Below are 13,091 nucleotides of genomic sequence, written 5' to 3'. Positions count from 1 at the left end.
AACATTTTAGCGAAGATAAAATTAATGATTATGATGTTCCAATCCCTGTAGGATGATATTTTTAACATGACTATCATTTAAGGAATAATATACGATCTTCCCATCTTTTCTATTTTTAAGAACTCTGTTTTCCCTTAAAATCTTTAATTGATGGGAGATGGAGGAGTGGGTCATATTCAGAGTGGTTGCAATATCACACACACACATCTCTCCCTCTAAAAGAACAGTAATAATTTTAAACCTTGTCCCATCCCCTAAAATTTTAAAAAATTTAGCAGTCTGGTCTAGAGAGGGAAGACTTTCCAGTGTTTTTTTAGCCTTATCTACCCTGGTTTCATTGATGGAGATACATCTACAGACATCCATAATTAATCCTTTATAATTACAAATTTATCGGAAACGATCTCCCTGATAACAGATGTAAATTCTAACTTATTGTTCATAATAAGCGGCAGAATAATTTGTTTTTTATCGTGGGTGATGATGTCTAAACAAGCTTCTAGTTTTTTACCTTTAGGAGCTACCATCTTACGAAGTTCGATTAATTTTACTTTATCTAATTCTATGGTAAACTGTTTATTAATTAACTTTTTATTGGTTACATCGATCTCTATCTTATAGGCATAGGACATCTTTAAGTTGTAAAGGCCGAATAAAACCATAAGGAGGGCCAGGATATAGCCGATTGGGTTACCGCCATTGGTTTTAAGTACCCAAAGTTGAAATCCTCCAATTAGAGTGATGGGAATTCCTGTTCCCAGCCAAACTATTTTTTTTGTGAAATTTAACCCGTATTTATACCTGTCTTTTAACACTACATCTGTGCTATTCAATTTTTTAATAAAATCATCGTAAAATAACATATTTTTTCTCCTTATATTCTTAGATATTAACTGACCTTTTGCAACATTGCACACTTTTAAAATTTCAATGTTATTAAGGGTTTAATCACTGCGAAACATCAGATATTAATATAGAGTGTAGAAGTTATCTACACTCTATAAAAAGCTTACTTTATAAGTCCTTTTAAATCTTCATCTTTAAAATCCAAATTATGAACTGAATTGATATATCTGATAGTTTTAGTTTTTCCTCTGATTAACAGAGTCTGAGTTCTAGCTATATTTTTCTTTCTACTGACTCCTGTCAAAAGGTCTCCATCGGTGATCCCTGTAGCAGCAAAGATAACCTCGTCATCTTTAACCAGATCATCAATAGTGAAAACATTGGAAATATCTATCCCCATCTCTTCACATCTGGATTTTTCAAAGTTGGAAATCTTATCATTTTCTAAAGAGATCCCCTTTACTTCATTTCTTAACTTTAATCTGGCCTGCATATCTCCGCCAAGAGCTTTGATAACTGCAGCAGAGATGACACCTTCAGGTGCTCCACCTATTCCATATAACATATCTGCATCAGAATCAATAATAGCAGTAAGGATAGAACCAGCTACATCCCCGTCAGGGATAGCAAATATTCTAACACCCATTTGCTGCAGATCCTTGATGACCTTATGATGTCTAGGTTTATCCAAGATAACCATAACTAATTCATCTAAAGATTTATCTAAAGCCTTAGCTACGTTAGTTACGTTGTCTAAAAGAGGTAAATTAAGGTCGATAGCTCCACGAGCATCAGGTCCTACGATTAATTTTTCCATATACATATCCGGAGCCTTTAAAAAACTATCTTTATTTCCGATAGCCATAACAGCCAGGGCATTCCCCTGACCTTGGGCAGTCATACGAGTACCCTCCACAGGATCTACGGCGATATCCACGGCGATATCCAGATCTTTTCTCAGACCAACTTTTTCACCTATGTACAGCATAGGAGCTTCATCAATTTCACCCTCTCCAATAACTATCTCCCCGTTGATATGGATCTTATTTAACATAGTTCTCATAGCGTCAACAGCTGCTTGATCGGCTGCTTCCTTGTCACCTCTACCGACCCATTTGTGTGCTGCTAATGCCGCAGCCTCAGTTACCCTTGCAAATTCGATAGCTAGTTCTCTTTTCATTAATCTTGTTCCTCCTCGTATATAACTCTATAGATAGTTTCATTCTTTTTCTTCATACCTAGTTTATCTCTTGCAAATTTTTCAATATAATACAGATTATTAAAATTATCCAATTGGAGACTCAGGTCTTCCATCTCACAATGTAATTTTTCAGATTCAATAGTTGTAGCTTTTAATTCATCCTGCAGACGATGCAGTGTTCGGTAACCCTGGTAAATCCTAGGGATATAGAGAAAGACTCCCAATATTCCAAGGACAATGAATAGGAAAAATCCATTAATTCTTTTCATTATTTATTACCTTCTAATTTTTTCATTAATTTAACTATATATATTCCTAAACCAAAAATTACAATATTTGTAATGCCGTTAGATAAAGTCAGAGTAAATCCAGGCCAGATCTCCACAAGGGAAGCCACAATAAGACCGATTATAAAATAAAGAGTATTATCCCTATGGGATTTTAAAAGTTTGTCTATAATTCTGGCAAAGCCAACAATACCTATAAGGGCACCAAGGCCTACCAAGGCAACCGGCAGTATCATCCGGTTATTTACAAATCCTAGAATATTATAGTACTCTCCCATCATGACCAGCAGGAGGGATCCGGAGATTCCAGGGATAACCATAGCTCCGCCAGCCAAAGTCCCGGCCAGGATTAATTTTATGATATATCCTCCAGTCAACCTATATAAGCTGCTGGAAGTTTCGCCATTACCATAAAAAGACTGGAGGAGAGTAAAGCCGATCATCAGAAGTAATCCAAATAAAAACCACAGTTTTCCATGTTTATCTATTTGTTTATTATCTCTATGGGTTAAAACTAGCGGCAGGGATGCTACTATAAGTCCTAAAAAGAAAAAGCTGGTACCTTCCCTATAGTTAGCATAGAGAAAACCTATGACCTTGGCAAATACAAGGAGGCCGATGACAACTCCTATAAATATCTGCGATAAAAATTTAATAAATTCCATCTTTTTTTCTTTAGGAGCAGTGAAAAATTCTCCTACAGATTCTGTAAGTTTTTCATAGACTCCCAAAAGCAGAGCAACAGTTCCGCCGGAAACCCCGGGAATAATATTAGCTACCCCGATAAAAGCACCACTGATTATATTTTTAATCACTGTCAACCATCCCCTCAATCTCTTTTATGAATGATTTTACATCGGAAAAATCTTTATATACAGAGGCAAATCGGATATATGCAATCTCATCTAATTTTTTTAATTTTTCCATAACCAGTTCCCCTAGTTCGGTACTTTCAATTTCCAGGTGGTTAGTTTTTCTGATGGTATCTTCAACTTCTCCCACAAACCTTTCCAAGGCTTCCAGGTTGACATTTCTTTTGATGACAGCTCTTTCAAGCCCCTTTAAAAGTTTATCTCTATTGAAAACTTCCTTAATCTTATTTTTTTTAACTACAAAAATAGGAATGGGTTCTATTTTTTCATAGGTAGTGAATCTTTTACAACAAACGACACATTCCCTTCTTCTTTTTATAGAGTTATCTATGCTATGGGGTCTACTATCAATAACCTTAGTATCCATAGCACCACAGTAAGGACATTCCATAATTTACCCCTCTTCTGAACTTATGATATTTAAAATTTCTTGCGGGTTCGTTGCATTTAGCAGCTTATTTCTAAAATTTTCATTTCTGATCAATCTTGAAATTCTAGCTAAGATTTTAAGGTATACAATGCTGTCACTTAGTGGTGAAGCAAATACAAAAAACAACTTAACATCCTGACTATCTAAAGATTCAAAGTTAATCCCTTCATTGCACCTTCCAAAAGCAATAGTTAATTTTTTAGCAAAATTAGTTTTAGCATGGGGAATGGCCACACCTTTACCAATTCCAGTACTGCCTAATTTTTCCCTTTCAATAAGAGCTGATTCGATAACTTTGGGATCATCGATAGAGTCCGATGCTCCAAGCAGCTGCGATAACTCCAAAAGAGCTTCTTTTTTATTTTTAGCTTTTAAATCAAGGGAAATCATATCCAAAGTTATATAATCTGTTATTTTTGCAATATTCATTTGGTCCTCCTAAAAAAATTCTTTAAAATTTATTTTTAAATTTAAATGGTAGTTCATATAATCCTCCAAGAGTGAAATTATGTTTTTAACATCATCTATAGAAGGGTCTAGAGAAACTATATCGTTTATCTTTTCATCAAATAAGTGTATGATCATAATTTTTTGAATCTCAGTTAATCTATTGGAGGTTGGTACATTATCTATTATGGAATTTTCTATATCAAAATACAGTCCATCTTTTATATTGAACATAATCCCTTCTCCCTTGATAAGGAGAGCTAAAAAATATCCCAAAAGGAGATAATCTTTGATAGGCTTATTATTTTTATCCAAAAACCGAAAGGAGTTCAAAAGTAATTTATATAAACCTATCCGTGTTTCATTTTCAACTAAGATGGAGTTTAAAATTTCTAAGATATGAAAAGAAATATTCAACTTTTCAAGATCTTTCCTAAGGTTGAAAAAAGTTTCATTTAATTCAAAGGAACTTAAGATATAGTAATCATCTTTTTTATAAAATATAAAGTTGGAGATCCCCAATAGGTCGGCTCCATTGAGATGTCTTTTTTTGGATTTTCTGATACCGCTAATATTGAGATTGATCTTACCAAAATTTTTAGTAAACAATGTCAATGACCTGTCAGCTTCAGAGTGATCAATTTTTTTTATTACTATACCATCAGTTTTTAATAATTTCATCGAGGGAAAAGTCCTTTTCAGATACAGGAATATTTATTTCGATATCTTTAATTATTAGTTCTGAAACTTCAATATTTTCATCTAATATTTTAACATGTGTTGGGAAATTAATCCCATTTATTTTTGAAAAAGATTCAAATTTTATGGTTATTCCATCATTGTAGATGATTTTTTGGATTTGATTGTCAGATTTTATCACCCTAAAGTTTACATTCCCATCATATGATTTAAGGTCACGAATAATTTTCAGGGTGTAATTTTCATCTTCGTTTATTTTCTGATCTATTGTCTGTTCTAAAAGAGGGTAATACATGGTTTTATCAGACCCATTATATAGATAAATTTCCCCTTTATTTATGGAAGGAGAAATCATTTTTTTTATGAGTTTATCTGGCAGATCGGCTAAAACTTCATATTCCTTTGTTTTCGTCCGGTTATTTAAATGGCTGTTTTCAATAATTACAGCTTTAAAAGTATTAATTTTATTAAAATCATTTTTATTTTCAGCAAATAAACTCAGGCTGAATATAAAAAAATAAAGCATTAATTTTTTCATGGGCTTACCTCTCTTTTTTGATAATCATAACATCTTTGAGATTAAATATATTATAGGGCAGTTTTACGGTTATTAGTTTAAACATCTCGTCGTTATTGTCAATAGCTGTGATCTCTCCCAAAAAAAGATTTTTTTTATAGATATCACTGATACCGGACGTGAATATTTTATCGCCTACCTGGATATTTGAATCAGTAACGACATATTCAAGACTGAGTGTTTCATTTCCCTGGCCGCTTAAAATTGACAGAGTGTCTCCATTTTCATCGGTAGCACTGGTATAACTCTGGCTGGAGGTAATCAACTCTACAGTGGAATGGTCATCAAATACTTCCTTGATCCTCCCAATGACACCTGAGGTAGAGGTAACTGCCATATTTTGTTTTATATGGTCATTTTTTCCCTTGTCAATAGATATAGTCTCATAGGGATTAAGTGCATCTATATAGGAAATTTGGGCTGAGATAATTTCATATTTCACTTTTTTTTTCATTTGAAGCAGTTCCCTCAGATGCTGGTTTTCCTTTAAAAGACTCTTATTTTCAAAGGAAAGATGTTTTTGTTTTTCTATGGTTAATTCTAAAATTTCATTTTTTTTAGAGATCTCTTTAATATAAAAAAAAGTATTGAAAAAATCTTTGATATTGCTGGTAGTTTTATACACTTTTAATCTGAGGGGAAGCAGCAGGTTGTTAGTTTTAGATATAAAAAGATCAGACCGGGAAAAAGCGGCAGCCATGAAAAAAACCATTATTAAAGGCAGCCACCACTTTTGTTTAGTCTTTTTTTGTTTGAAATTCATCTATATTTTATCTATAATAGAAAGCAATAATTTTGTACATCCTACCATATCTTCGATCTTAATAAATTCCTCTTTAGTATGAACTTTACTCATACCTATACCCAGATTAACAGAAGGAATTCCCTTTCCATTGTAGATATTAGTATCACTTCCACCACCGGATTTCATAGGTTTATATTCGATATCTATATCTTTACAAGCACCCTCTAAAACTCTCAAGATCTCACTACCTGCTTCAATTTTAAATCCGTCATATCCCTTTACGATTTCTTCTTTAAATTCTGCTCCAAACTCTTTTGCTGTTTCAGTGAAGATAGCTTTGGTTTCAGATAGCAGTTCATCTAAAACTTTACCGTCAAAACTCCTGGCCTCATACATCATAGATACACTGGGCATAACAATATTTACAGCTGTTCCTCCAGTTACTACACCGATATTAGAAGTGGTGTTTTCATCTACCCTTCCCAACCTTAATTTAGTGATTGCATGGGATGCTACTACCAAAGCATTGATTCCATTTTCAGGCTCCAAACCTGCATGAGCTGGTTTACCAATGATCTCAATCTTTCCTTTAGCTGCAAATGGTGCCTGTACAGTAACAGTTCCTGGTTTTCCGCCTGAGTCTATGATAATTCCAAAATCAGGGGCATATTTTTCAACATCCATTGCACGGGCACCCAAAAGACCTATCTCTTCTGCAATAGAAAATACAACAATAATCTCAGGGTGATCTAAGTTGTTTTCTTTTAACTGCTTAAGCATCTCTAAGATAGCTGCAATACCAGCTTTGTCATCTCCCCCTAAAACAGAGGTACCATCTGATTTAATGATTCCATCTTCTATAATCGGTGTGATCTTATCACAAGGTAAAACAGTGTCCATATGAGCACTAAATAATACTTTCTTTTTATTAGAACCTTTAGCCTTTAAGACACCGATGATGTTGCCGGCATTACCGTTGCAGCTTTCACCTGCATTATCTTCAGTAACTTCAAGGCCTATTTTTTCCAATTCAGCCTTTACATAATCAGCCATAACTCTTTCTTTTAAAGACGGTGACGGGATTTTAACCATATCTAAAAAGTTATCTGTGATTCTTTGTTCATTTATCATATTCTCCCCCTAATACATTTAATGTTATTTTTGTTTTATCTAAAGAAATTATATAATAAAAGTAAGGATTTTGCAAAGGGTTATGGTGTTTTAATAATTCTAATTTACTCATTTTAATAGAATAATCATAAAAAAATAAACTGATCAACATTGTATATGGAAATATTAACTAAATAGAGGTATACTTTTAAAGGAAATCTACAAGCAATGGGGAGGAATTAGATGCTAAAAAAAATAAAATTATTACCGCTATTAATTATCCTGGGGGTGGTACCTCTAATAGTAAGGTTAAAGATTATACCAACTCCTATAGGGAGTCTGGATTATATGGCCTATCCATTGGGAGAAAATAACTTTGATTTTTTCTCCTACTATAAGGCAATTTTCATTGTAGCCTTGTCGACTATAGGACTCATCCTCTTTTTTATAAAGGGAGAGGTCGTAAAAACAAAATATTATATTCCTTTAATAGTTATGGGGATCCTGGCTAACTTATCTACAGTGTTTTCCCCCTTTACATCCATAGTCTTAAAGGGTGTCGGGGACAGGTATGAGGGAATTTTTGTATGGCTGTCATATCTGGTAATAACTTTTTTGACTGTCAACCTGGCGAGAACCAAAAAAGATATAAAAATACTCTTGGGAGCAGCCTTTGCAGGAATCATTGTGATCTCAATTATAGGGAGTTTTCAGTTTTTTGGATTGGACCTGTTCAAAAGTGCTTTGGGCAGACATCTGATCCTGCCAAAAGACCTCTGGGGGATAGCGGACACTCTGAATTTTAAATTTGATAAATATATTATCTATTCCACCTATTTTAACCCAAATTATGGCGGATCACTGATGGTCATGTTTTTATTCTTTGCTGCAATGACTTTTTTAAGTGTCAGGGGGAAGTTATATAATATTTCAGCATATTTGTTTTATATCTTGATCTATATAAACTGGCTGGGGTGCCGGTCTAGAGCCGGGTTTTTAGCAGGGCAGTTCACCCTGATATTTTTTCTCTTCTTTTACAGGAAAAATCTTATTAAAAAATCAAAGAAAATCATCTTACTGGTAGTTACATCTCTGATCATAGGGTGGGTAATGGACGGTTTTTCAGAAAATTCACTGGGGAAAAAACTATATGATACAGAGTTATCCAGCTATAATCCCATGAGGGAGATGGTCTTGAATACTCCCAATGACCTTGTGGTTACAACGGATAAAGCTGGATTGAATATTATCAGAAAAGATGAAAAGTTGGTCTTTAAGGATGAAGACGGCAGAACACTCCCTTCGGAATTTGTGGATAATAGATATAAATTTAACGACAATAGATATGAAAAATTTGAGATAGAAAAAAGAAAGGAAGACTACTATAACATCGTCTATGATAAATTTAGTTATCCCTTAATCTTAAGGGATAACGGCTTTAAAACTATTGGGTTTCAGGGTCGGCTCACCGATATCTATATGGCAGAAAGGGTAAGATGGATGGACGGATATGAATTTAGGGGAAGTTCCAGGGTATACATATGGTCTAGAACTATTCCCAAATTGAAGCAGACCGGATTTTTAGGGGGAGGACCCGATACCTATTCTCTGATCTTCCCCCAGGAGGATAACTTCGGGAAACGGATAGCCTTTGGGAATCCCAGCATGATAGTGGATAAACCCCATAATCTGTACCTGCAGATCCTCATCAATATGGGATATTTATTTTTTATAGGTTTTGTGGTTTTTATCGGAACCTATCTGATTCAGTCTATAAAAATTTATAGAAACAGAGAATTTAATAGTTTTTATGAAGTTGTTGGTTTGGCCACAGCACTGGCCATAAGCGGTTATCTGGCTGCCGGGATGTTTAATGACAGTGCAGTATCGGTAGCACCATATTTTTGGTTTTTTATGGGGTTGGGTATAGGTGTAAACAAAAAGCTGGAAGGGTGACCCTTCCAGCTTTTTTAAATAATAGAGAGATAATAAATGGAAGGGTGCTCCCTTCCATTTTTTGTTTCTCTTATTTGATTGGTCTTTTAGGCTGAATAAATGCATCTCTCACAATTACTTCTGCTGCTTCTGGAAGGGTGATCTCTACTTTTAACGGCCCTCTCTTTACAGAGATCCATCCAAGTCCTTTAAATACAAGTTCCTCTCCTACATTAAGGTCATAAACTTCAGTCTTTGCAGGCAGAGCATAGAACTCATCCTTACACTTCTCACATGGAGGAGTTATTAATGTCCCCGTATGTTCTGTAATAAGTTTCTCTACCCTGTCTTCTTTTGTATCGTGGAAAGTTACATTTTTAGAAGCAAATATACTGAATATGGGTTTCATCTCGTTGTCGGTTAATACTTTTACCTTAACTAATCCACCGATTAAGATTATCTTGTCAGCATTTACTTTAAATGTTTTCCTGGAGATTTCCTTAGAAGGAACAATATCCAGATGACATTTCTCACATACCAGATCGGATATTCTTCCGGTAGGAATCAGTCCAGGAGTATCTATTATGGTGATATTAGAGTTAGGTATTACATTTTTAGTTGATTTAAGGGTAGTACCTGGATATTTAGAGATAGTTGCTTTCTTCTCTCCCAATAACCTGTTGATGATACTTGATTTTCCAACATTTGTAGTTCCCATTACCATAACTTTGGCACCGTGTGGGCAGAAATGATTTATCTTTCTGATGATACCGTTGATACCATAAGTATTTTTAGCACTGACTATGGCGATATCCAGGGGAACGATTCCTTCCTCTGCAAGTCTTTCTTTTACCCAGTTAGCTACCTCACTGGCATGTTTCCCTCCAGGGATTAGATCTACCTTGTTGATGATTATAATAGAATCCTTCTCTTTCAAAATATCTAATATTTCATCGTCAAATGATCCTTCAAAATCAATGATGTCGAATACAGCTAAGACAATCTTAGCACTATTAGCAGAACGCTGAACTTCTTTTCTATAATCTTCAGCAGTCATCTCCATAGGGATAAAATCACCGTAGTTAGTTAATTTAAAACACCTTTGGCAGGTTGCACTTTTCTTTCCCTTTAACATCTCTTTAGGGACATAACCATGTTTATTTTTATCTTCACTTTGCAGTTCAATACCACAACCGTTACACTTTTTTATTATATTACTCAAAATTTAAACCTCCGTTTTTCATTACGCTCTGGCAGTAAAACTTACCCATTCTTTATCTTTTGTTTCTGAGACAACTTCGTATCCCAATGAAATTATTCTTTTCTTTATCTCAGCAGCTTTATCTTCAATTATTCCAGATAAGATCATAAGACCGCCTTTTTTTACAACTGTAGACATGTCGTTTAGCAGGAGTAAGATTACATCAGCTAAGATATTAGCTACCACTACATCAAACTTTTTATCTTCTACAACTTTAACCAGATCACCTTTGAATAGTTTTATAGTATTCATATCGACTTTATTTAATTCTAAATTTTCTTTGGCTACTTCTACAGCCAGAGGGTCGATATCAACACCCCATACCTCAGATGCCCCTAATTTATTGGCTGCAACCATAAGTATTCCGGATCCGGTCCCCACATCTATGACAGAGTCCCCTTCGTGGATATAGTCTTCCATCTGTTTGATACAAAGGGAAGTAGTCGGATGAGATCCGGTACCAAAAGCCCTCCCGGGATCTAACTCAATGACTATTTCGTCCTCTTCAGCCTCGTATTCACGCCAAGTAGGTTTTACCACAAATCTTTCACTTACTTTTTCGGGATAAAGGTATTTTTTCCAAGAATTTTGGTAATCCTCTTCATCCAGTTCATAAAAATCCAAGGAATAGATAAGATCCTCACGATCTTTAAATTTTTCTTCAAAAGTATCAGTTATAAGGGATTTTTTCTTCTCCACATATAAATTTACAGGAAAATATGCCGATACAGCATAATCTCTCTGTAAAAATATCTTTTCATCTCTATAGTAATCCAGGGAATCTCTCTCCATAGGTTCGTCGATCTTAAGCCCCTGGACTCCGAATTCGTAAAATAGATCGGTTATTTCTTTTTTTACATATTGAGGCTCATCGGCTTCAAATATTAATCTAACTTCTATTAATTTCATATTTCTCCTTTTTAGTGTTTTCTTTAAGCAATACCTCTAATTCATTGTCGTATAAATTTAATTTTACCGGAGTGACAGATATATAGCCATTTTCAATAGCATCTAAATCGGAATTCTCCACATGGTCACCTTTTACAGGGTGTCCTCCTAACCAAAAATATTTATTTCCCTGGGAATCTTCCCTTTCAATTAATTTTTCCTGAAATTTTCTATTGCTCTGTTTGGTATACTTAACCCCTTTAATCTCCTCCATGGGAAGGTTGGGAACATTGATATTCAAAAGAGTTCCGATAGGAAATTTCAGGTCTTTTATTGTTTTTAAATACTCTGCTATAAATTCTCCTGCACTCTCAAAGTATAGATCATTCCCATCTACAATAAGGGAGAGAGCGATGGCGTTCTTTCTCCAAAATGTACCTTCAGAAGCAGCAGCAAAAGTCCCCGAATAAAATAAATCGGTCCCTAAATTAGCTCCACGATTTATTCCGGAGATGACAAAATCAATCTCCTTTTCGTCATACAGGTGGGCCAGTGCCACCTTTATAGTATCGGCAGGTTTCCCGGAAACAGAATGACCAAAGAAATTATTATCTCTATAAACTTCCCTTACCCTCATAGGCTGGTGCAGAGTGATCCCGTGTCCGGTACCGCTTTGCTCCTCCAGGGGAGCTACTACATATGTTGTATGCCCGGCATCTTGAAGATAGCTGACCAGGATTTTGATCCCTTCAGCATAGATACCGTCATCATTTGAAATTAATATATTCATAAAAAATAAAACTCCCTTTTATTTTAATTGAAAATTGAAAAATTATAATTGAAAATTATTCAACGTTCTTTTTAGTTGTTTTAATAATGCTGACTAATAATTTTATTAGTTCTGCAAGGCCATTAGCACCAATTGAATTTAGAGAAAATCTGCAAAATCTAACTCTTCGATAGAAAGATCTATCCTCTTGATATCACTGCATTTACCATATTGGTCTAACTCCACCTCGATACCGTTGATCCTTACATTGTCATTGCAGATAGCGAACTTAGTCGGAAGGGAAGTCAAAAATCTAGGTAAAACTGAGTCTACAGTCATTCCAATTATCCCGTCATGAGATCCAGTCATCCCAACGTCTGTAATATACCCGGTACCGCCATCTAAAATTCTGCTGTCGGAAGTCTGGATATGGGTATGAGTTCCCAAAACTACCGAAACTTTACCATCAAGAAACCTTCCCATAGCCATCTTTTCAGATGTAGCCTCAGCATGAAAATCTACGACAATATTAGTTGTTTGTTTTCTGATCTCATCTAAAACCTCTGTGATCCTCTGGAACGGACAATCAATAGGCGGCATGAAAATTCTACCTTGCAATGAAACAACTCCTACTTTCTCCCCTGCAGGAGTTGTAAAGATATTCCAACCTACTCCGGACACTCCCTTTGGATAGTTTAGTGGTCTTAAAATTTTATGGTCAGTTTTAAGATATTCCACCATCTCTTTTTTATCCCAAATATGGTTACCAGAGGTAATGGCATCTACTCCGATCTCATAAAATTGTTTGGCTATTTTTTCAGTTAGCCCAAATCCTGCAGCGGCATTTTCACCGTTGACAATGATCAGGTCATATTCACTTTTTTTTCTCTCTAAATAGTCGGTTAAGATATTTCTACCTGGTTTACCAACCACATCTCCTATTATCAAAACTTTCATTAAATCCCTCTTTTCTTTATAATTTACTCTTCTTTTTTATGGGGGTTTCATGATTAATTCATTAACC

General features: G+C 34.9%; 16 protein-coding genes. 1 reads left to right on the top strand and 15 read right to left on the bottom strand.

Features of this window, described 5'->3' with window-relative positions; translation table 11 throughout:
• Positions 1-21: 21 nt before the first annotated feature.
• The 11 genes from DYH56_RS00240 to DYH56_RS00190 form a co-directional block, all read right to left on the bottom strand.
• Entirely contained in the window at positions 22-366 is a 345-nt protein-coding gene (locus DYH56_RS00240; RefSeq protein WP_114640835.1) for an ArsR/SmtB family transcription factor, read from the bottom strand.
• Positions 367-368: 2 nt separating this feature from the next.
• Positions 369-863: a hypothetical protein gene (locus DYH56_RS00235; protein ID WP_114640834.1), complete on the bottom strand. Its 495-nt coding sequence runs from the start codon at positions 861-863 to the stop codon at positions 369-371.
• A gap of 146 nt (positions 864-1,009) precedes the next feature.
• Positions 1,010-2,026 (bottom strand): class II fructose-bisphosphatase, encoded by a 1,017-nt coding sequence (glpX, locus tag DYH56_RS00230; protein WP_114640833.1) that lies wholly within the window; start codon positions 2,024-2,026, stop codon positions 1,010-1,012.
• A complete protein-coding gene (locus DYH56_RS00225; RefSeq protein WP_114640832.1) occupies positions 2,026-2,316 on the bottom strand; it encodes an FtsB family cell division protein in 291 nt (96 codons plus the stop codon). The genes glpX and DYH56_RS00225 overlap by 1 nt, the downstream gene beginning before the upstream one ends.
• The gene (locus DYH56_RS00220; RefSeq protein WP_114640831.1) at positions 2,316-3,149 is read right to left on the bottom strand and encodes a DUF368 domain-containing protein; all 834 of its coding nucleotides are present in this window, start codon (positions 3,147-3,149) and stop codon (positions 2,316-2,318) included. Before DYH56_RS00220 ends, DYH56_RS00225 begins: the two co-directional genes overlap by 1 nt.
• Entirely contained in the window at positions 3,142-3,597 is a 456-nt protein-coding gene (nrdR, locus tag DYH56_RS00215; RefSeq protein WP_114640830.1) for a transcriptional regulator NrdR, read from the bottom strand. The genes DYH56_RS00220 and nrdR overlap by 8 nt, the downstream gene beginning before the upstream one ends.
• A gap of 3 nt (positions 3,598-3,600) precedes the next feature.
• Positions 3,601-4,065 carry a PTS sugar transporter subunit IIA gene (locus tag DYH56_RS00210; RefSeq protein ID WP_114640829.1) on the bottom strand — a complete coding sequence of 155 codons (465 nt, stop codon included), beginning with the start codon at positions 4,063-4,065 and terminating at the stop codon, positions 3,601-3,603.
• Positions 4,066-4,074: 9 nt separating this feature from the next.
• Entirely contained in the window at positions 4,075-4,764 is a 690-nt protein-coding gene (recO, locus tag DYH56_RS00205; RefSeq protein ID WP_114640828.1) for a DNA repair protein RecO, read from the bottom strand.
• Positions 4,745-5,320, bottom strand: a complete 576-nt coding sequence (locus DYH56_RS00200; RefSeq protein WP_114640827.1) for a LolA family protein — start codon at positions 5,318-5,320, stop codon at positions 4,745-4,747. Before DYH56_RS00200 ends, recO begins: the two co-directional genes overlap by 20 nt.
• A 4-nt stretch (positions 5,321-5,324) precedes the next feature.
• Positions 5,325-6,122, bottom strand: coding sequence for a rod shape-determining protein MreC (gene mreC, locus DYH56_RS00195; protein ID WP_114640826.1), 798 nt, complete (start codon positions 6,120-6,122; stop codon positions 5,325-5,327).
• Entirely contained in the window at positions 6,123-7,235 is a 1,113-nt protein-coding gene (locus DYH56_RS00190; RefSeq protein ID WP_114640825.1) for a M20/M25/M40 family metallo-hydrolase, read from the bottom strand. It lies immediately after the preceding gene.
• 222 nt (positions 7,236-7,457) lie between these two features.
• Between DYH56_RS00190 and DYH56_RS00185 the strand changes: the two genes are divergently transcribed.
• A complete protein-coding gene (locus DYH56_RS00185; protein ID WP_114640824.1) occupies positions 7,458-9,170 on the top strand; it encodes an O-antigen ligase family protein in 1,713 nt (570 codons plus the stop codon).
• 70 nt (positions 9,171-9,240) lie between these two features.
• Here the strand turns inward: DYH56_RS00185 and yqeH are convergent, their stop codons facing one another.
• From yqeH to DYH56_RS00165, 4 genes are all read right to left on the bottom strand, one after another.
• Positions 9,241-10,362, bottom strand: a complete 1,122-nt coding sequence (gene yqeH / locus DYH56_RS00180) for a ribosome biogenesis GTPase YqeH (RefSeq protein ID WP_114641054.1) — start codon at positions 10,360-10,362, stop codon at positions 9,241-9,243.
• Positions 10,363-10,392: 30 nt separating this feature from the next.
• The gene (gene prmA, locus DYH56_RS00175; RefSeq protein WP_114640823.1) at positions 10,393-11,319 is read right to left on the bottom strand and encodes a 50S ribosomal protein L11 methyltransferase; all 927 of its coding nucleotides are present in this window, start codon (positions 11,317-11,319) and stop codon (positions 10,393-10,395) included.
• A complete protein-coding gene (surE, locus tag DYH56_RS00170) occupies positions 11,300-12,088 on the bottom strand; it encodes a 5'/3'-nucleotidase SurE (protein ID WP_114640822.1) in 789 nt (262 codons plus the stop codon). Before surE ends, prmA begins: the two co-directional genes overlap by 20 nt.
• A gap of 138 nt (positions 12,089-12,226) precedes the next feature.
• Positions 12,227-13,024 carry a TIGR00282 family metallophosphoesterase gene (locus DYH56_RS00165; protein WP_114640821.1) on the bottom strand — a complete coding sequence of 266 codons (798 nt, stop codon included), beginning with the start codon at positions 13,022-13,024 and terminating at the stop codon, positions 12,227-12,229.
• Positions 13,025-13,091: the final 67 nt, after the last annotated feature.

The organism is Psychrilyobacter piezotolerans (assembly GCF_003391055.1).
Classification (GTDB): domain Bacteria; phylum Fusobacteriota; class Fusobacteriia; order Fusobacteriales; family Fusobacteriaceae; genus Psychrilyobacter; species Psychrilyobacter piezotolerans.
This window is presented reverse-complemented; position numbering and strand designations above follow the sequence as displayed.